Below are 18,916 nucleotides of genomic sequence, written 5' to 3'. Positions count from 1 at the left end.
ACAACAAAATGCACATGGAAAACTTCGCCCCGATCATGTTCGCGGGGCTGGTGGTGGTGATGCTGATCGGCTTCCCCGTCGCCTTCTCACTTGCCGCCCTGGGGCTGGCGTCGGGCTTCTTCGCCATCGAAATGGGGTGGTTCCCGCCCGTGTTCATGGCCAACCTGCCCATCAACATCTTCGGCATCCTCTCCAACGAGCTGCTGCTGGCGATCCCGTTCTTCACCTTCATGGGCGCCATCCTCGAGAAGTGCGGCCTGGCCGAAGACATGCTCGACTCGATGGGCCAGCTCTTCGGCACCGTGCGCGGCGGCCTGGGCTACTCGGTGATCATCGTGGGCTTCATCCTCGGCGCCATCACCGGCACCGTGGCCGGCCAGGTGATCGCCATGGCGCTGATCTCGCTGCCCGTGATGATCCGCTACGGCTACAACATGCGCTACGCCACCGGCGTGCTGGCCGCCTCGGGAACCATCACGCAGCTGGTGCCGCCGTCGCTCGTGCTGATCGTCATGGCCGACCAGTTGGGCCGCTCGGTGGGCGACATGTACCGCGGCGCCTGGGGCCCCTCCATCCTGCAGGTGCTGATCTTCGCGGGCTACACATTCTTCCTGGGCGTGTTCAAGCCGCACTACCTGCCGGGCATTCCGAAGGAAGCGCGCACCATGTCGGGCGCCAAGCTCTGGCTCAAGTGCCTGCGCGGCATCATCCCGTCGGCGCTGCTGATCTTTGCGGTGCTGGGCTCCATGGGCGGCCTGCCAGGTATCGACACCGCCATCGCGACCCCCACCGAAGCCGGTGCCATGGGCGTGGTCGGCGCCATGCTGCTGGCGGCCATCCACAAGCGCCTGACCTTGTCGCTGATGTGGGAGGCCATGCAAGGCACGATGCGGCTCACGGCCATGGTCGTGTTCATCCTGATCGGTGCCCGGGTGTTCTCGATGGTGTTCCAGGGCGTGGACGGTGCCAAGTGGGTCGAGCACATGCTCTCGGGCCTGCCCGGCGGCCAGGTCGGCTTCCTGATCGCCGTCAACCTGTTCATCTTCTTCCTGGCGTTCTTCCTCGACTTCTTCGAGATCGCCTTCATCATCCTGCCCATGCTGGGCCCGGTGGCCGACAAGCTCGGCATCGACCTGATCTGGTTCGGCGTGCTGCTGTGCGTGAACATGCAAACGAGCTTCATGCACCCGCCCTTCGGCTTCGCGCTGTTCTACCTGCGCGGCATTGCCAACACGCTGTTCAAGGAAGGCCGCATTCCCAAGCCCGTGCTGTCCAGCGACATCTACATGGGCGCGATCCCCTGGGTGATCATGCAGCTGCTGCTGGTGGCCATCGTGATCTTCGTGCCCCAGACCGTGACGATGTTCCTGCCCAAGGCCGAGGTGATCGACACCGACAAGGTGCAGATCGAAGTGCCGGTGGACGACATGCGCAGCGAAGAGTCATCGTCGGGCGGCGAGAACCCCTTTGGCGACTCCGCCACCCCACCCGCCGAGCCTGCCACGCCGGCAGACCCCGCGGCAGCGCCGGCCGAGCCTGCCAAGTGATGGCATCCGTGATCGCACGAACCAAGGTGGCCTGCGCATGCTGATGAACATCACGCCGCAGCCCCTGATGGAGCCGTTTCGCTTTGCCCCGAAAGACGGCGAGGTGACAGGCGCGGCGTTCTCGCCCACCTTCCGGGCGTTTGCCACGCTGATCGTGGGCGGCTGCACCCTGTGGTTCTACCAGCTGTGGTCGCGCGGCGCCCTGGGCAGCGGCGTGAGCAACGGCACGGGCTGGTTCATCGCCGGCCTGCTGCTGATGGCCTGGACCTGGTGGAGCATCATGGTCAGCCGCACCCGCATCACCCCCAGCGGCCTGCACCAGCGCTGGGTGTGGGACAAGTCCATGGCTTTCGACGACCTGGCCTACGTGCGCCTGATCCGCGTGCCGGGCTTGAGCTGGTTGATTGCGCCGCGGCTGTATGTGCGGACGCTGGCGGGCAAGTTCACGGTGTTCTACGGCGCGACACCGCAGCTGATGGCGGAGTTCGAGCGGATCGGGGCGGAGCTGAAGGCGTTTCGGCAGTTTTGACCGCAACAGCACTGGACATTGCTCCGGGCTCAGAAACACCACAACCGCGCTGAGGCGCGGTTTTTTCTTGCCGGATGATCGTGGCATGCCGGTGCACGCTGGACCGTTGCGTCTTGACTCAACGCCACTGTGAGTGGATAGACTTCCCGCATCGGCCCCATGCGGTCCGCCAAAGACTGGGCGTCGAAGACTGCTCCAAGCTGATCTGATTCAACAGGGTCTGCGACTTTGGCAACCAAGGCAACCATGGCGACTGATGGCGCTTTGCAAGGAAATAAATGCTGTTAACAGATATAGCCGTGGAGCACACGCTGGTGTCCAAGAAGGATGGCGTTCGTCAGACGTTCTTGCTGCACCCGTTCACCGATACGCAGCGAGATTCGCTGGGTAAATTCGAGATCGTTCGTGACATCCAGGAGCCTGGACACAAGGACGTCAAACGTTCAACTTTCGTGACGTTCCAACAATTGGCAGAGCTGTATGCCAATGGTGTCCTCGAAGAATTCGGGTTTTCCGTTCGCATGTGTCCGGGCCAGGGCACCTACCCCTCCAAGCTTCCAGCAAAAAAGATACTGCCTTCGAATATCAAGCCAGGCTCACCGTTCGACCTGGCCGTTCAACAGGTGGATGTGTCGAAGTCTGCGACTCGCGAGTTGAGGACAGCCTTGCTGCGCACCAGCGTCAAGCTTTGAGGCCAACTGCGCCGATTGATGTGGGAGTAACTGTGAATTCATCCGTTGCACATTCCGAACTCATTGCCACGTTCAGACGGGCTCAGGCAGATGCCGCTCACAAGCTCGGATTGATCAAAGCTGCGGAGAACAAGGGCCCCAGGGCCATCCAAGCTGCGGTCGAAACCGCTGCAAAGGCGGTAAAACGCAGAGACTCGTATGCGAAAAAACTGGACAACCTGGGGGTGAGCCTCAAGGAATGAGTGCAGCCGAACCTGCGGCCCGGCACCAGCGATGGGTCAGCACCCACAAGTGGTGTGTGCAGCAACGAGGGAAAAGACACAAGAGCGCAGCAGTGGCCGCAATTGCTAGACAGCGGCTCTGAACACCTGATCACCCAACGCGGAGCCATCCCATGGGACTTCTCACCTTCAGCCTCAACCTCACCCTGGACGGCTGTGCCGACCACCAAGAGGGCATTGCCGACGACGAGACACACGCCTTCTTCACCCAGCTCATGGACGAGCACGGCGCAATGCTCTGGGGCCGCGTCACCTACGAGATGATGGAGGGCTACTGGCCGGGCGTCGCGCGTGGCGATGTGCAGGCGCCGCCGGCCGTGCGCGAGTGGGCGGTGAAGCTGGAGGCCAAGCCGAAGTACGTGGTCTCGTCCACACGCAAAGATTTCCCGTGGACCCAAAGCCACCACATCGCTGGCGGTGCTGACTTGCCAGAGCAGGTGCAGGCGCTGAAGGACGCGACAGCTGCTGGCGTGCTGCTCGGCAGCGGCCAGCTCGCGGCGGCGCTGGATGCGCTGGACCTGATCGACGAGTACCGATTTCTGGTGCATCCCCGCATCGCGGGCCACGGACCGACGCTGTACGCCAGCGGGCTGCCTGGCACGCGACGGCTGGCGTTGATTGCTGCGGCGCCTATGCGCAACGGCGCCGTCGCCCTGCACTACCGGCGAGCGCGTGACTGAGTGCGGAATGGGGAAGCCTCTCCACGCCACGCATAAAAAAACCGCGCCGAAGCGCGGTTTTTTGTTGCAATGCCTGGCGCAGCGCCAGATCAGAGCTTGATGGTCTGCATGTAGCTGTCGAACCGGCCTTCGGCCACGCGGAACCATGCCACCTGGTCCTTCTGGAATGCGGCGAAGTCGGTGTAGATCTTCTTCCACTCGGGGCTCTTGGCGCTGTTTTCTTCGTACACGGCCAGCGAGGCCTTGAACGATGCGTCCAGGATTTCCTTGCTGAACGGCAGCAGCTTGGTCTTGGCGCCGATCAGTTGCTTCAAGGCGACGGGGTTGCGGGCGTCGTACTTGGCCAGCATGTCCACCGAAGCCTGCGCCGAAGCGGCGGCGATGATGGCCTTGTTTTCGGACGACAGGGCATCGAAGGCCTTCTTGTTGACGAAGAAGTCCACTTCAGGACCGCCTTCCCACCAGCCGGGGTAGTAGTAGTTCGGAGCGACCTTGTTGAAGCCCAGCTTCTGGTCGTCGTACGGGCCCACCCACTCGGCCGCGTCGATCGTGCCCTTTTCCAGCGCTTGATAGATTTCGCCGCCAGGGATGCTCTGGGGCACCACGCCCATCTTGGTCATCACGTCGCCCACCAGGCCGCCGCCCAGGCGCATCTTCAGGCCCTTCAGGTCGGCTGCGGTCTTGATTTCCTTGCGGAACCAGCCGCCCATCTGCGTGCCGGTGTTGCCGCCCGCAAAGCTGAGCATGCCGTAGCCGCCGTAGAACTCGTCCATCAGCTTGCGGCCATTGCCGTGCAGCATCCAGGCGTTCATCTGGCGGGCGTTCATACCGAAAGGAATGGCCGAACCGATGGCGAACGCGGGGTTCTTGCCGTAGAAGTAGTAAGGCACGGTGTGGGCCATTTCGACGGAGCCCTGCTGCACGCCGTCGACCACGCCGAAGGGAGGCATCAGCTCGCCACCCGCGTGGACCGAGATCTCGAACTTGCCGCCGGACATCGCCTTGACGGCGTTGGCGAACACTTCAGCGCCACCGTAGATGGTGTCCAGGGGCTTGGGGAAGCTCGATGCCAGGCGCCAGCGCACTGCGGCTTGCGCGTGCACTGCTGGTGCCACTCCGGCGGCCAGCACACCGGCAATACCTGCCTGCTTGATGATTGAACGACGATCCATGAGTTCTCTCCGAAATACTTGTGATTGCACACCCTGGCACGCAAGCGGGTCGCCCGCAGCCAAGGACCTTCTAGCCCGATTGATTGTAGGAACATGCCCCCCCGCGGATTTGGGGGTTTTCCCGTGAAAGCCCGGCGCGCGCATACGGGCTTCAGGGTTCTGCAAGCATCGCGATTCAGAGCGCCAACGATGGCTCTGCGGAGTCACAGCGCGCAAGCGCCATAACCAGCCGCAGAAACTGGCGCGCCCCATGCGAGTGCACCCGCGGAACTGGCTTTGCCAGGCCGCTGGGTGCGTCCCCCTCAGGGGGAAGGCGCCGCAGGCGACTCAGGGGGAGCTAAATCTTTTGCGCCGACATGAACGTGTCATACCGCGCTTCCGCAAACCGGAACCACAGGATCTGGTCGCGCTGGAAGTTGCGCATGTCGCCGTAGATCTTCTTCCACTCCGGGCTCTTGGAGTCGTTCTGCGCAAAGACTTCCATCGATGCCTTGAACGCAGCGTCCATCACGGTCTGCGAGAACGGGAGCACCTTGGTCTTGGCGGCCACCAGTTGCTTGAGCGCGTTGGGATTGAGCGCGTCGTACCGGGCGAGCATGTCCGTGTGCGCTATCGATGCCGCAGCCTCGATGATGAAGCGGTAGTCTGGCGTGAGCGACTCGTAGGCCTTCTTGTTCACATAGAGGTCGACCTCGGGGCCGCCCTCCCACCAGCCGGGGTAATAGTAGTAAGGCGCCACCTTGTTGAAGCCCAGCTTCTGGTCATCGTAAGGGCCGATCCACTCGGCCGCATCGATCACGCCCTTTTGCAGCGCCTGGTAGATCTCGCCGCCCGGCAGGCTCTGCGGAATGGCGCCCAGCCGCTGCATGACCTCGGCCACCAAGCCGCCACCCACCCGGATCTTCAGGCCTTTGAAGTCCGCAGGCGTCTTGATCTCGCGCAGGAACCAGCCGCCCATCTGCGTGCCTGTGTTGCCGCAGGCAAAACTCACGATGTTGTAGCCGGCGTAGAACTCGTTCATGAGCTTGCGCCCGTTGCCATGCAGCATCCACGCACTCATCTGGCGGGCATTGAAGCCGAAAGGCACCGCACAACCCAGCGCGAACGCCGGGTTCTTGGCGTAGAAGTAATACGGCACGGCGTGGCACATCTCCACCGCGCCGCTCTGCACGCCATCCACCACGTCGAACGGGGGCATGAGTTCTCCGCCGGGGTGGACCGAGATCTCGAACTTGCCGTTGGACAGGGTGCGCACGGCCTTCGCGAACACCTCGGCGCCGCCGAAGATGTTGTCCGAGGAGCGCGGGAAACTGGATGCTATGCGCCACCGCAGCGTGGGCTGGGCATGCACGGCCGGCGCAACGCCTGTGGCCAGTACACCCGCCAGACCGGAGTGCTTGATGAGCGAACGGCGATCCATACAAAAAGTCTCCAGAGGGGTGGTAGTGCCGGAAGGGAGCAGCCAGGGCACCCTTGCAGCGCCCGCACGGGCTGGTGGCCCGTTGCTTTTTGACGCAATTGTAGAAGGCAGGGGTGCGGACTGCCCTCTAGGTTTTCCCGGGCGCCGGGCGAGGTATCTCTGCGCCCGGCCGAAGCCGTCCAGGGCCGCAGCGGCAACTGCCCCGCTCTGGCCGATCGCAGGTCAAGGTGACGCCGAAGCGATGGCACCGCACGCGGCGACGCTCCGAACGCGGCCGGCCATCAGTGCACGGCCTGTGCGGGCCGCCCATGCCAGTAGCCATTGCCGCACCCCGCCCCCTGGCGGTGTGCCGATCAGGACGCCAGAAAGCGTTGGCGGATCGCCCGCTCGATGCCCGCGGCATCCAGGCCCTGCAGCGCCAGCAGCTTGGCCGGGTCGCCATGCTCGATGAAGACATCGGGCAGGCCCAATTGCAGCACGGGGCGCACGATGCCCATGGCGTTGAGCGCCTCGGTCACGGCGCTGCCTGCGCCGCCCTGGATGGCGCCCTCTTCCAGCGTCACCAGCACATCGTGGCGCTCGGCCACGTCGCGCAGCAGGGCCTCGTCGATGGGCTTGGCCCAGCGCATATTGGCCACGGTGGCGTCGAGCGCCTCACCGGCCTGCAGGGCCGGGTACAGCAGCGTGCCGAAGGCGAGGATGGCGATGCGCGGGGTGCTGCCGGGCGCAGCAGTGCCCTGGCGCTCGCGGCGGATCTCGCCCTTGCCGAACGGCAGGCCTTCCAGCCCCGGCAGGGGCGCCACGCCCGCGCCGCTGCCGCGCGGGTAGCGCACGGCCACGGGGTGGTTCTGCGCGAACGCGGTGGACAGCAACTGGCGGCATTCGCGCTCGTCGGCCGGGCACGCCATGCTCATGTTGGGAATGCAGCGCACGAAGGGGATGTCGTACGCCCCCGCGTGCGTGGCGCCGTCGGCCCCCACCAGGCCCGCGCGGTCGAGCGCAAAGACCACCGGCAGGTTCTGCAGCGCCACGTCGTGGATCAGCTGGTCGTAGCCGCGCTGCAAGAACGTGGAGTAGATCGCCACCACGGGCTTGACGCCCTCGCAGGCCATGCCGCCCGCAAAGGTCACCGCGTGCTGCTCGGCAATGCCAACGTCGTAGTAGCGGTCCGGGAAGCGCTTTTCGAACTCGACCATGCCCGAGCCCTCGCGCATGGCGGGCGTGATGCCCACCAGGCGCGTGTCGTGCGCGGCCATGTCGCACAGCCACTGGCCGAACACCTGCGTGAACGTGGGCTTGGGCGGCGTGGCGGGCTTGGTCAGGCCCACGCTGGGGTCGAACTTGCCCGGGCCGTGGTAGGCCACGGGGTCGGCCTCGGCCAGCTTGTAGCCCTGGCCCTTCTTGGTCACCACGTGCAGGAACTGCGGGCCTTTCAGACTCTTGATGTTCTCGAGCGTGGGGATGAGCGAGTCGAGGTCGTGCCCGTCGATGGGGCCGATGTAGTTGAAGCCGAATTTTTCGAACAGCGTGGCGGGCACCACCATGCCCTTGGCCTGCTGCTCGAAGCGCTTGGCCAGCTCCAGCAGCGGCGGCACGGGCTTGAGCACGGTCTTGCCCACGTTCTTGGCGGCGGCGTAAAACTGGCCGCTCATGAGCTGCGCCAGATACCGGTTGAGCGCGCCCACGGGCGGGCTGATCGACATGTCGTTGTCGTTGAGCACGACGAGCAGGTTGGCATCTGCCACGCCGGCGTTGTTCAATGCCTCGAAGGCCATGCCGGCCGTCATGGCGCCGTCGCCGATGATGGCCACCGCGTGGCGGTCTTCGCCCTTGAGCTTGGCCGCCAGGGCCATGCCCAGCGCGGCCGAGATGCTGGTGCTGGAATGCGCCGTGCCGAAGGTGTCGTACGGGCTCTCGGCCCGCTGCGGAAAGCCCGAGATGCCGCCCATCTGGCGCAGCGTCTGCATGCGGTCGCGCCGGCCGGTCAAGATCTTGTGCGGGTAGGTCTGGTGGCCCACGTCCCACACCAGGCGGTCTTCAGGGGTGTTGAAGACGTGGTGCAGGGCCACCGTCAACTCGACCGTGCCCAGGTTGGAGCTCAGGTGCCCGCCGGTCTGCGAGACGCTCTGCAGCACGAACTCGCGCAGTTCGGTGGCCAGCGCCTTGAGGTCTGCGCGCGAGAGCTGGCGCAGGTCTGCCGGGTCGTTGATGGTCTGCAGCAGGGGAAAGGACGTGGTTGACATTACTATTCTTTTGATAGCTGCCAGCGCTTGCTGGACAAGCGGCAGGGGCTGGTTTTCATCGTGATCTGCGCCAGCGGTGCAAGAACGGGAGTCAGTGGGAGCGGCGCACGACCATGTCGGCCAGCGCCCCCAGGGCACGGGTGTCGGGCAGGCCGCTGCGCTCAAGCGCCGCCTGCGACTCCCGCAGCAGCTCTTGCGCATAGGCCTGCGCACGCGCAAGGCCCAGCAGCGACACATAGGTGGGCTTGTCGGCCGCGGCATCCTTGCCGGCGGTCTTGCCGAGCGTGGCCGAATCGGCCACCACGTCCAGGATGTCGTCCACCACCTGGAACGCCAGGCCCATGGCGGCGCCGTAGTCGGACAGCGCCTGGTACGCCGGCTGCGCGGCGTGGCCGCACACGGCGCCCATCAGCACGCTGCCCTGCAGCAGCGCGCCGGTCTTGAGCCGGTGCATCTGGCGCAACTGGTCTTCGGTCAGGGCAACGCCCACACTGGCCAGGTCGATCGCCTGCCCGCCCGCCATGCCGGCCGAGCCCGCCGCGCGCGCCAGCAGGCGGCACAGCGTGGCCTGCGTGGCAGGGGGAATGGCACTGCCGTCGGGCGTGAGCAGCTCGAACGCAAACGCCTGCAGCGCGTCGCCCGCCAGCAGGGCCTGCGCCTCGCCGAACTGCACGTGCACCGTGGGCTTGCCCCGGCGCAGCACGTCGTTGTCCATGCAGGGCATGTCGTCGTGCACCAGCGAGTACGCGTGGATCAGCTCGACCGCGCACGCGGCCCGCAAGGCGGCGTCGTCGGCCGCAGTGGCCGGTGCAGCCGCTGCCGCTGCGGGTTGGCCGCTGCACACGGCCTCGTACGCGGCCAATACCAACAGGGGCCGCAGCCGCTTGCCGCCATCGAGCACCGCGTAGCGCATCGCATCGCCCAGGCCAGCCGGCGCACCGTCGCCCACCCAGAGGGACAGGGCCTGTTCCACGCGGGCGAGGTAGTGGTGGCTCCAGCGGCCGGCTTCAAATTCAAAAGGCACGGGATTCGTTGCTGCGGATGTCGGCGCGGGCACTGCACTCATTCCTGGCTCCATGGTTGCAGCTGGCCGTCGTCCAGCACCTTGATCTGGTCCTGCACGGCTTCGAGCCGCTGCCGGCAAAAGGCCAGCAGCGTGGCGCCGCGCTGGTAGCCGGCCAGCATCTGGTCCAGCGGCAGCTGGCCCGACTCGATGCGGGCCACAAGCTGCTCCAGTTCTTCCAGCGCCGCTTCGTAGCTGGCGGGTTCGGAAGGAGGCGCGGGGGTGGCGGGGGCCTTGGGCATGGAGGGGGCGCAGAGCGCGGGTGAAAAAACCGGTCATTTTAGGCGCACCACTGCGGCGCAGGGGACCTCGGCCACTGGAATGGCGGCGCCGCGGACCGCGCCAGCTGGCCAGCCAACCCGCCCATGGGCCCGGATACTGCGGGCGGTTTGATTTTGATCTGCATCTAGAACGAAGCTTTTCAATACACGTAGCTGGGATGCGGGAATAACCCCACCGCCTATAATCCCATTCCCGCACACCGGCTCAGCTTCCCTAGCCGGTTTCTTTTTTCTGGATGCGCTTCGGCGCACCTCCCGCACTTCCCTGTGGGGAGTCTTTAGGTCAGGTCACCCATGTCTGATTTAAGTCTTCAACTGCAGCAGGCCGCAAGCCAACTACCAGTTTCAAGCTACTTTGACGAGGCGCTGTTCCAGCGCGAGCTAGCCACCATCTTCCAGCGCGGGCCCCGCTATGTGGGGCACCAACTGAGCGTGCCGAATGCCGGCGACTACTACGCCCTGCCTCAGGAGGGCGAAGGCCGCGCGCTGGTGCGCAACGCCCAGGGCGGCATCGAGCTGGTCTCCAACGTCTGCCGCCACCGCCAGGCCGTCATGCTCAAGGGCAAGGGCTCGCTGCAAGGCCAGGGCAAGGGCCATGCGGGCGGCAACATCGTGTGCCCTCTGCACCGCTGGACATACAGCCCGAAGGGCGAACTGCTGGGCGCGCCCCACTTCTCGCACGACCCCTGCCTGGACCTGAACAACTACAAGCTGCGGGAGTGGAACGGGCTCCTTTTCGAAGACAACGGCTACGACGTGGCTGCCGACCTGGCCCAGATGGGCCCGCGCGCCGACCTCAGCTTCGACGGCTACGTGCTTGACCATGTGGAACTGCACGAGTGCAACTACAACTGGAAGACCTTCATCGAGGTCTACCTGGAGGACTACCACGTCGGCCCGTTCCACCCGGGCCTGGGCAGCTTCGTGACGTGCGACGACCTGCGCTGGGAATTCGGCAAGAACTACTCGGTGCAGACCGTGGGCGTGGCCAACCGCCTGGGCAAGGCCGGCAGCCCCGTGTACGAGCGCTGGCACGAGGCACTGCTCGCCTTCCGCGAGGGCAAGCCGCCCAAGCACGGCGCGATCTGGCTCACGCTGTACCCGCACATCATGGTGGAGTGGTACCCGCACGTGCTGACCGTGTCCACGCTGCACCCCATCAGCCCGACCAAGACCATGAACATGGTGGAGTTCTACTACCCCGAAGAGATCGCTGCGTTCGAGCGCGAATTCGTCGAGGCGCAGAAGGCTGCCTACATGGAGACCTGCGTCGAGGACGACGAGATCGGCGAACGCATGGACGCCGGCCGCAAGGCGCTGCTGGCGCGCGGCGACAACGAGGTCGGCCCCTACCAAAGCCCGATGGAAGACGGCATGCAACACTTTCACGAGTGGTACCGCCAAGCCATGGGAAGCCCACTCTGAGTCGCTTCGCGCCTTCCCCCACGGTGGGGGGACGCCCCCAGCGCGGCGGGGCGGCCCTTGCGCGGTGACGCTGGATCAGGCCGCTACGGTTGCACGACGTGGACGCATTCCCCTTGCCGCCGTGACCGAATACCCGAACACTCGAACAGCGAGGTAAATGCTGTCGAGTAGCGGCAATTGCTGAAACCGCTCTCATTACAATAGCTGCCAGCGCTTGGTAATCCAGCGCGGCAGCTATTTCTACTTTCGAGACTCATTCCCCATGCAAGCCCTCTGGATGGTGTTGGCCGCGTTCCTGTTTGCCAGCATGGGCGTGTGCGTGAAGCTCGCCTCCAGCTTCTTCAACTCGGCCGAGCTGGTGTGCTACCGCGGCATCATCGGCATGGGCATCCTGTGGCTGCTGGCGCGCTCGCAAAAGGTGAGCCTGGCCACGCAGTACCCGGGCATGCACGCCTGGCGCAGCTCGGTGGGTGTGGTGTCCCTCGGGGCCTGGTTCTACGCCATCGCCCACCTCCCCCTGGCCACGGCCATGACGCTCAACTACATGAGCAGCGTGTGGATCGCGGCCTTCCTCATCGGCGGCACGCTGCTGGCCTGGCGCCCGTCGGCCACCACCCCGCGCCCCGCGCTGCAGGGCACGCTGATCGCCACCGTGCTCACCGGCTTCGTGGGCGTGGTGATGATGCTGCGCCCCAGCCTGGATGCGCACCAGGCCTTCGCCGGCATGATCGGCCTGATGTCGGGCCTGTCGGCCGCGTTTGCCTACATGCAGGTCGTGGCGCTGTCGCGCCTGGGCGAACCGGAGTCGCGCACGGTGTTCTACTTTGCACTGGGCTCGGCGGTGGCGGGCGGCGCAGCGATGCTCTTCACCGGCACGTCGGTGTGGCCGGGCTGGCAGGCCCTGTGGCTGCTGCCCATCGGCATCCTGGCGGCGGGCGGCCAGCTGTGCATGACCAAGGCGTATGCCAGCGCCAAGACCCAGCGCGGCACGCTGGTCGTGGCCAACCTGCAGTACTCGGGCATCGTGTTCGCCGCGATCTACAGCGTGGCCCTGTTCGGCGACCAGCTGCCGCCCATCGCCTGGGCGGGCATGGCGCTCATCGTGGGCAGCGGCATCGCCGCCACCATCCTGCGCGCCCGCGCCGCACCCGGCGCGCCCGCCGAAGAACATTGATACGAAGTGGATGCGCGGGACCGCGCGCAACTGGACACAATGGAGCCCGTTGTTTTGACATCCCACTCCGATGACCACCTCCTACACCACCCTCATTTCCGCTTCTGAACTGCAGGCCCTGATCGACGGCGGCGCGCCGCTGATGGTGTTCGACTGCAGCTTCGAGCTGATGCAGCCCTCGGCCGGTGCACAGCAGTACGACCAGGCCCACATCCCCGGCGCCGTCTACGCCGACCTCGACCACGACCTGAGCGCCAAGCACGGCGCGCCCGGTGCGGGCGGCACCCTGACCGCGCAAGAGGCCGACAAGCCCGCGTCCGGCGGCCGCCACCCGCTGCCCAGCCGCGAGCGATTTTCGATGTGGCTCTCCAGCGTGGGCTTTGCCAACCCCATGCAGGCCGTGGTGTACGACCGCCAGGGCGCCAACTACTGCGGTCGCCTGTGGTGGATGCTCAAGTGGGCGGGCCACGATGCGGTGGCCGTGCTCGACGGCGGCCTCCAGGCCTGGCAGGCGGCCGGTGGCGCGGTGGCCAGCGGCGAAGAGCCCGCGCACTTCCAGTCCAACTTCGAGCTGGGCGAGCCCCTGCGCCGCCTGGCCACGGCCGACGAGGTGCTGGCCGGCCTGGGCAGCCCCGCGCAGAACGTGATCGACGCCCGTGCCGGCGCCCGCTTTCGCGGCGAGGTGGAGCCGCTGGACCCGGTGGCGGGCCACATCCCCGGCGCGCTGAACCGCCCTTTCGCCGAGAACATCGGCGCGGACGGCCGCTTCAAGCCCGCCGCCACGCTGCGCGCGGAGTTCGACACCCTGCTCGCAGGCCGTGACCCGGCCACCGTGGTGCACCAGTGCGGCAGCGGCGTGAGCGCCGTGCCCAACCTGCTGGCCATGGAAGTCGCCGGCCTGGGCCCTACCGCGCTGTTTGCCGGCAGTTGGAGCGAGTGGTGCTCAGACCCCGCCCGCCCCGTCGAAAAAGGCTGATCCGCGCCACAACGTGCCGACGCGACATGTAAAACCGCAAAAAAGATGGTTTTGCAGGCGCTATCAAAACCATGAGCAGAACCGGGCAGGGTGTGCGCAAAGGCACAGCACCCCTTCACCAATGGAAATGCGGGACAGCGCCTGAGGTTCTTGTAAGGCAAATTCCTACACGGCCCACCGCACAACCAGACACGCGGCACATCCAAACCCCGACTTAATTTCTGATTGGGGCGGTTTCACAATCCATTTCAACGGATCACGCAAACCCTGCAACCAGCAGACAACGCAGGATCCGGGCAATGGAACAAAGGAAGCCGCCATGACCAACGAACAACTCCTCGCTGAAATCCGCGAAGCCAACCTCACTTACCTGATGCTGGCCCAGACCCTGATTCGCCAGGACAAGGCGGAAGCCGTGTTCCGCTTGGGCATGAACGAGGAGTCTGCCGATATTCTCGCTTCGCTGTCCGCAGCGCAAGTGATGAAGCTGGCCTCCCGCAACACGCTGCTGTGCAGCTTCCGCGTGGACGACAACCTGGTGTGGAGCTTGCTCACCAACCACTCGGCCAAGAAGGTGGGCAACGAAGCCACCAACACGCTGCACGCCAACATCCTGATGGCCAGCCGCGTGTCTGAAGTGCTCTGACACAGCAGCGCTTCACCCGCCCGCCCCCACCGCCCACCCCGCCGAAAGCCCGCCATGTCGTCCACCACCCCTGCCGCCGCCGTCAAAGCCCCAGCCAAGAGCGTTCTGAACGAATCCAAGCAGATCGAACGCGCCGCCATGCTGATCCAGATGGGCGCCCGCATGCAGGTGCTGGAATCGGAAACCACGTTGTCGTACGAGCGGCTGATCCGCCTGTACAAGGAGATCGCGGGCAAGTCGCCGTCCAAGGGCCAACTGCCCTTCTCGACCGACTGGTTCCTGACCTGGCAGGAAAACATCCACAGCTCGCTGTTCTTGAACATCTACGAATACCTGTCCAAGGGCGTGGACCTGGATTCGGTGGAACTGCTGACCAAGGCCTACCGCCTGTACAACGAACAGGTCGCCACCGCCGAGATCGAACCCCTGCTGTCGTTCACCCGCGCCTGGCGCCTGGTGAAATTCGTGGACGCCGGCATGCTCACCCGCACCAAGTGCTCGCAGTGCAGCGGCCAGTTCGTGACCGAGCTGTACGAAAACCGCCACTTCACCTGCGGCCTGTGCAACCCACCCGCACGCGCAGGCAAGAGCAAGACCGCCGGCGCGCTGATGCTGCATTGACCTTTCCAGCAAAAAGCCCCGCACGGACTACCGGCGGGGCTTTGGCGTTTCTGGAGGAGACAACAGTCCACTGGTCTATGAACTCGCATGGACCACGCCAGTGCCCCCGCGCAGGGGCCGCCCCGCCGCGCTGGGGGCGTCCGTCCCCCTCGGGGGAAGGCGCGAAGCGGCTCAGGGGGGCTTCACTACCTTCCAGCCAGCAACGCCCGCACGTTCTCGTCCATCGGCACCGCATAGTTGTACGCCGCCACCACCGTGTTGCCCACGGGGTTCACCAGCTTCAGGCTGATGTAGACCACCGTCGTCGACACCGCGTATGTGCCCACCACCACGGCCTGCGCGTCCTGCGCCTGGCTCACCTCGCGCACCTCGCGCGACAGCAGCAACTCGCCCTGGTCGCGCTGCAGCAGCAGGTTGTCGCGCAGCTTCACCTCGGTCACCCGCAGCCCGCGGTGCACCAGGCGGCCTGCGATCTGCTCGGAGAAGATGCGGCCCAGGCGGGACGATTCGGTCAGGCGGTCCACATTCACCAGCGTGGCCACGAGCACGGGCTGGCTCGCATCCAGCGGTGCGTACTGCAGCAGCGCATCGGCAGCGCGTTCGTTGGTCTCGATCAGGTCGCTGCGCGAAACGCCACCGGCGCGGTCGCCGTAGTAGTAGCTGTGCATCGGGTTCGACGCGCAGCCCTGCAGGCCCAGCGCCAGGCAGGCTGCGGCCAGCGCGTGCACGGCGCGGGCTGGGGCGCCAAGCAGACGGGGCCTCATGGCGCCACCACCCGCCAGGTCTTCATGGGCGTGGGGGGCGGCGGCATCGGCGGTGGCGGCTCCGGCGCCTTGGCCTTGTACAGGCCCGAGTCATCTTGTTCGATGTAGTACACGTCGGCCGTGCGCGCCAGATAGCGGTCGGCGCTCTCCAGCGAGGTGGTGATCAGCACTTCGGTGCGCGTGGGCCCGCCCGCGGCGGCGCCGCTGATGGCGTACTGCGTCAGGTCGGTGATCGCGCCCAGGGCCACGATCCCGCCGAGCATCGAGCCCGCGCTCTGGTGGTACAGGTGCCAGTCCCGCGCCACACCCACGCCCAGCGCGAGGCGGGTCCAGGGCATCGGGCCCATGCTGACGACCCGCGCCTCGTGCTGCACCAGTTGCGTCTCGAACGTCAGCGTCACGGCCGTAGGCTGGGTGGACAGCGTCACGCCCCGGTCCAGCAGGCGCGTGATGAGGAGCTTGCGAAACCCGTTGTTGAAGCTGGTGTCGCCCGCAGACGGTGCCACGTAGATGGGGTACTCGCCCGGCGGCCAGGCGCTGATCTTGCCCGCGACCCGGCTGGCCACATCGTCGGCCAGCACGTCCCAGTGGTGCACGGCGCGGGCCTTCTTCTGGTCGGTGGCGGGGTAGTTGTCGGCACGGGGCACATCCAGTGACGAGCAGCCCGCCAACAGCAGGACGATCGAGGCCGCCGCGGCGCGCCAGAGCACGCCCCCTACCGCTGGATGTCGTTGGTTTTTCATGCGCACGACCCCTTTGTCGCCGTGTGGTGGTGGAAATGCAGGCAATGCAATGGCATCGCGTCATCCTAGCGATGAGCGGGGTGCGGCCATCGGGCAATAAGCGCGGGTTTTGCGCCGCTCTTCCCTGCGCACCATCCCAGCGCTGGCGTGGCCGCCTACACAGGGAGCCCGGTGGCTGCAGCACAATCTGCGCATGACTGCGCTCACTGCCGACCCCCTGCCCCCTGCCCCCGCAACCCCTGCGGACGCCATTCCCGCCGAACCGGCAGGCAGCGAAACGCAGAAAACGCCGCACGCAGCAGCCCCCCCGGCGCAAGCCCCCGCATCCGCTACGACCGCAGACAGCCTCATCAGCCCCACCCCCACCCCTCAAGCCGCAGCTGCAGCCGCAGAGTCCGGCACTGCGGCCCCCTCCCTGTCAGAAGCCGCGCTGTCTTCAGCTTCCCCCTCTGCCTTGAACGGCCCGCTCATGCTCCACATGCCCGTGGACGTGCGCAACCTGTCGCTCGCCCTGCTCGCCCTGTTCGCGAGCGTGGCCCTGCTGCACTGGGCCAGCGCGGTGTTCATCCCCATCATGCTGAGCCTGCTGCTCACCACGGCGCTGCGGCCCGCCGTGGAGATGCTGCACCGCGCCCGCGTTCCGCGCTGGCTGGGCGCGGGCGTGCTGCTGATCGCCATTGTCGGCAGCCTGGCCACCGCCGCCTGGTCGCTGAGCGACGGCGCTGCACAGCTGGTCGACTCCCTGCCCGTAGCCGCCAAGAAGGTGCGCGACAACATCCGTTCGCGCGCCACCTCCGCCAGCCCGCTGGACACCGTGCAACAGGCCGCAGCCCAGATCGAACAGGCCGCCAACGAGAACACGGCCGCCGCTCCCGCCCGGCGCGGCGTGCAGCGCGTGATCGTGGAGCGCCCGCCCTTCAACGTGCGCGACTACCTGTGGAGCGGCACCATGGGTCTGATGTCGGCGCTCGGGCAACTGACGGTGGTGATCTTCCTCACCTTCTTCGCGCTGGCCTCCGGCAACCTGTTTCGCAACAAACTGCTGCGCATCGCGGGCACCAGCCTGGAGCGGCGCAAGGTGACCATCCACGTGCTGGAAGACATCACCAACCAGATCCAGCGCTACCTGCTGGTGCAGGTGTTCACCAGCGTGCTCGTGGGCGTGGCCACGGGCCTGGCGTACTGGGCGCTGGGCCTGCAGAACGCTGCCGTGTGGGGCGTCGTGGCCGGGGTGCTCAACCTGGCGCCGTACATCGGCTCGGCCTTGGTCACGGGTTCATCGGCGCTGGTCGCCTTCCTGCAGTTTGGCACCATCGACATGGCCCTGGCCATCGGCGGTGCGTCGCTGGTCATCCACACCCTCATCGGCAACCTGCTGACCCCCTGGCTCACCAGCCGCACCAGCAGCATGAGTCCCGTCGCCGTGTTCGTGAGCGTGCTCGCCTGGGGCTGGCTGTGGGGCCTGTGGGGCCTGCTGCTGGGCATCCCGGTGATGATGGCGGTGAAGGCCATTTGTGACCGGGTGGAGGATTTGAAGGCGGTGGGGGAGTTGCTGGGCGATTGAGTCAGCGCTGTCGCCCGGCCCGGGCCTGGCCACGGGTCACGCCCGTTATGGGCTGCGCTGGGTGCGCCGCGCCCAGGCCCATTCGATTGCGTTGGCGATGAAGCACAGGGTCACGATCCCGGCGGCCGTCAGCCAAATTTCCAGCTGGGCGGCTTGCGCCTCCCACCGGCGAATGGTGCTGTAGAGCACCACGGGCGATATTCTTTCGTCGCGCTCGCCGGCCGTCTCCAGAATCGCAATTTCCTGTTCGGCCGAGTTCCAGGTCACCCAATGGACCACTGGCGCCCCGACGGCGAACCACCCGGCCAACGCAAACAGCCAACAGGCCACGCGCCTGAGCATGTAGTTTCTTATTTGTGAAGAACTCGCCATAGATATCTACTGAATGATTGCGTCCCGCCGGCTCCCCCCGAGCCGGACGCGACGTTCGTGTGGACGGTGCCTTCCGCCGCAGGCAAGCCCCCCGCCGGAGCCATCCACGCTGCCACAGAATGCAGCACACCAGCCAGCCGTGACGGCCTGCCTTGCAAGCCACACAAAACCGAAGGCCCACGACCGAGGAAATGGTAGTGGAGGGCTGCCGGGGTTCATGCCGGACTGAAGCTGCGATACCAACCAAGGTGTGGATTTGACGCACTGACCGCTGATGAAATGCTGGCGTCGCCGTTGGCACTACATTCCGCTTGGATCTGCCCCGCACCTGCACATCCCGTACGGGTGCGGCGGCAGCCACTTGCCACTTCAAGAACGACCACTGCAGCAAAGGTGTGAACTTGCCATGAGCATCGTGACCGATCTTCTCTCCGGCATCGCGGAGTTCATCGCGGACGTCTTCGTATTCAGGCGCCAACGCGAAACGCGCGGCAGCTCAAAGCGCAGCGTGGACGAGGATGCCGTGGCAGTCGCCCACTTCGACCTCGTCACGATGTTCTGGATCGCGCTGGCGAGCCTGGGGGTGACGGCCCTGCTCATCTTCGGCACCGGCCTGCCGGTGGCCTGGGGGCTGGGCATCGGCATCGCGTTGGGCGTGGCGTGGGGATGCTTGCGGCACTCCCAGTTGCTGCGCGATTGACGCCATACGCCATACGCCACATG

20 protein-coding genes are annotated in these 18,916 nt (G+C 66.0%); 12 read left to right on the top strand and 8 right to left on the bottom strand.

Annotated features, from left to right (window positions below):
- The first annotated feature begins 8 nt into the window (after window positions 1-8).
- The 5 genes from ACSQ3D_RS20905 (at window position 9) to ACSQ3D_RS20885 (ending at window position 3,729) form a co-directional block, all read left to right on the top strand.
- Window positions 9-1,547, top strand: coding sequence for a TRAP transporter large permease (locus ACSQ3D_RS20905; protein WP_056412984.1), 1,539 nt, complete (start codon window positions 9-11; stop codon window positions 1,545-1,547).
- Window positions 1,548-1,584: 37 nt separating this feature from the next.
- Window positions 1,585-2,076 carry a hypothetical protein gene (locus ACSQ3D_RS20900; RefSeq protein ID WP_436128169.1) on the top strand — a complete coding sequence of 164 codons (492 nt, stop codon included), beginning with the start codon at window positions 1,585-1,587 and terminating at the stop codon, window positions 2,074-2,076.
- Between the two features lie 278 nt (window positions 2,077-2,354).
- A complete protein-coding gene (locus tag ACSQ3D_RS20895; RefSeq protein WP_436128168.1) occupies window positions 2,355-2,768 on the top strand; it encodes a hypothetical protein in 414 nt (137 codons plus the stop codon).
- A gap of 32 nt (window positions 2,769-2,800) precedes the next feature.
- On the top strand, window positions 2,801-3,010 hold the full coding sequence (locus ACSQ3D_RS20890) for a hypothetical protein (protein ID WP_082485763.1): 210 nt from the start codon (window positions 2,801-2,803) through the stop codon (window positions 3,008-3,010).
- A gap of 152 nt (window positions 3,011-3,162) precedes the next feature.
- The gene (locus tag ACSQ3D_RS20885) at window positions 3,163-3,729 is read left to right on the top strand and encodes a dihydrofolate reductase family protein (protein WP_056412978.1); all 567 of its coding nucleotides are present in this window, start codon (window positions 3,163-3,165) and stop codon (window positions 3,727-3,729) included.
- Window positions 3,730-3,818: 89 nt separating this feature from the next.
- Here ACSQ3D_RS20885 and ACSQ3D_RS20880 read toward each other — a convergent pair whose 3' ends face one another.
- From ACSQ3D_RS20880 to ACSQ3D_RS20860, 5 genes are all read right to left on the bottom strand, one after another.
- Window positions 3,819-4,901: a TRAP transporter substrate-binding protein gene (locus tag ACSQ3D_RS20880; protein ID WP_056412974.1), complete on the bottom strand. Its 1,083-nt coding sequence runs from the start codon at window positions 4,899-4,901 to the stop codon at window positions 3,819-3,821.
- A gap of 337 nt (window positions 4,902-5,238) precedes the next feature.
- The gene (locus tag ACSQ3D_RS20875) at window positions 5,239-6,321 is read right to left on the bottom strand and encodes a TRAP transporter substrate-binding protein (RefSeq protein ID WP_396504069.1); all 1,083 of its coding nucleotides are present in this window, start codon (window positions 6,319-6,321) and stop codon (window positions 5,239-5,241) included.
- Window positions 6,322-6,674: 353 nt separating this feature from the next.
- Window positions 6,675-8,564 (bottom strand): 1-deoxy-D-xylulose-5-phosphate synthase, encoded by a 1,890-nt coding sequence (dxs, locus tag ACSQ3D_RS20870; RefSeq protein ID WP_436128167.1) that lies wholly within the window; start codon window positions 8,562-8,564, stop codon window positions 6,675-6,677.
- A 91-nt stretch (window positions 8,565-8,655) separates the two neighbouring features.
- Window positions 8,656-9,630 (bottom strand): polyprenyl synthetase family protein, encoded by a 975-nt coding sequence (locus tag ACSQ3D_RS20865; protein WP_436128166.1) that lies wholly within the window; start codon window positions 9,628-9,630, stop codon window positions 8,656-8,658.
- Window positions 9,627-9,869, bottom strand: coding sequence for an exodeoxyribonuclease VII small subunit (locus tag ACSQ3D_RS20860; RefSeq protein ID WP_056412963.1), 243 nt, complete (start codon window positions 9,867-9,869; stop codon window positions 9,627-9,629). Before ACSQ3D_RS20860 ends, ACSQ3D_RS20865 begins: the two co-directional genes overlap by 4 nt.
- Window positions 9,870-10,202: 333 nt before the next feature.
- On the opposite strand from ACSQ3D_RS20860, the gene ACSQ3D_RS20855 reads away from it, so the two are divergent.
- From ACSQ3D_RS20855 to flhC, 5 genes are all read left to right on the top strand, one after another.
- Complete coding sequence (locus tag ACSQ3D_RS20855; RefSeq protein WP_396504067.1) at window positions 10,203-11,333, top strand: aromatic ring-hydroxylating dioxygenase subunit alpha; 1,131 nt, start codon at window positions 10,203-10,205, stop codon at window positions 11,331-11,333.
- 262 nt (window positions 11,334-11,595) lie between these two features.
- Window positions 11,596-12,507, top strand: coding sequence for a DMT family transporter (locus ACSQ3D_RS20850; RefSeq protein ID WP_436128165.1), 912 nt, complete (start codon window positions 11,596-11,598; stop codon window positions 12,505-12,507).
- Between the two features lie 70 nt (window positions 12,508-12,577).
- Complete coding sequence (locus tag ACSQ3D_RS20845) at window positions 12,578-13,483, top strand: sulfurtransferase (RefSeq protein WP_436128164.1); 906 nt, start codon at window positions 12,578-12,580, stop codon at window positions 13,481-13,483.
- A 319-nt stretch (window positions 13,484-13,802) separates the two neighbouring features.
- Window positions 13,803-14,129, top strand: coding sequence for a flagellar transcriptional regulator FlhD (gene flhD, locus ACSQ3D_RS20840; protein ID WP_008902803.1), 327 nt, complete (start codon window positions 13,803-13,805; stop codon window positions 14,127-14,129).
- 54 nt (window positions 14,130-14,183) lie between these two features.
- Window positions 14,184-14,750: a flagellar transcriptional regulator FlhC gene (gene flhC / locus ACSQ3D_RS20835; protein ID WP_396504065.1), complete on the top strand. Its 567-nt coding sequence runs from the start codon at window positions 14,184-14,186 to the stop codon at window positions 14,748-14,750.
- A 185-nt stretch (window positions 14,751-14,935) separates the two neighbouring features.
- Here flhC and ACSQ3D_RS20830 read toward each other — a convergent pair whose 3' ends face one another.
- Window positions 14,936-15,514: a FlgO family outer membrane protein gene (locus ACSQ3D_RS20830; RefSeq protein ID WP_436128163.1), complete on the bottom strand. Its 579-nt coding sequence runs from the start codon at window positions 15,512-15,514 to the stop codon at window positions 14,936-14,938.
- A complete protein-coding gene (locus ACSQ3D_RS20825; RefSeq protein ID WP_056412948.1) occupies window positions 15,511-16,257 on the bottom strand; it encodes a hypothetical protein in 747 nt (248 codons plus the stop codon). The genes ACSQ3D_RS20830 and ACSQ3D_RS20825 overlap by 4 nt, the downstream gene beginning before the upstream one ends.
- A gap of 187 nt (window positions 16,258-16,444) precedes the next feature.
- Here ACSQ3D_RS20825 and ACSQ3D_RS20820 point away from each other — a divergent pair, with 187 nt between their 5' ends.
- The gene (locus ACSQ3D_RS20820) at window positions 16,445-17,821 is read left to right on the top strand and encodes an AI-2E family transporter (protein ID WP_436128204.1); all 1,377 of its coding nucleotides are present in this window, start codon (window positions 16,445-16,447) and stop codon (window positions 17,819-17,821) included.
- 45 nt (window positions 17,822-17,866) lie between these two features.
- On the opposite strand, the gene ACSQ3D_RS20815 is transcribed toward ACSQ3D_RS20820, so the two are convergent.
- Complete coding sequence (locus ACSQ3D_RS20815) at window positions 17,867-18,163, bottom strand: hypothetical protein (protein WP_436128162.1); 297 nt, start codon at window positions 18,161-18,163, stop codon at window positions 17,867-17,869.
- A 436-nt stretch (window positions 18,164-18,599) separates the two neighbouring features.
- Between ACSQ3D_RS20815 and ACSQ3D_RS20810 the strand changes: the two genes are divergently transcribed.
- Window positions 18,600-18,893 (top strand): hypothetical protein, encoded by a 294-nt coding sequence (locus tag ACSQ3D_RS20810; protein ID WP_436128161.1) that lies wholly within the window; start codon window positions 18,600-18,602, stop codon window positions 18,891-18,893.
- The last annotated feature ends 23 nt before the right edge of the window (window positions 18,894-18,916 follow it).

It is taken from the genome of Acidovorax sp. LjRoot117, from assembly GCF_964252695.1.
GTDB lineage: Bacteria > Pseudomonadota > Gammaproteobacteria > Burkholderiales > Burkholderiaceae_C > Acidovorax.
The sequence above is the reverse complement of the archived record's forward strand: the minus strand, read 5'-3'. Positions and strand labels throughout refer to the sequence as shown.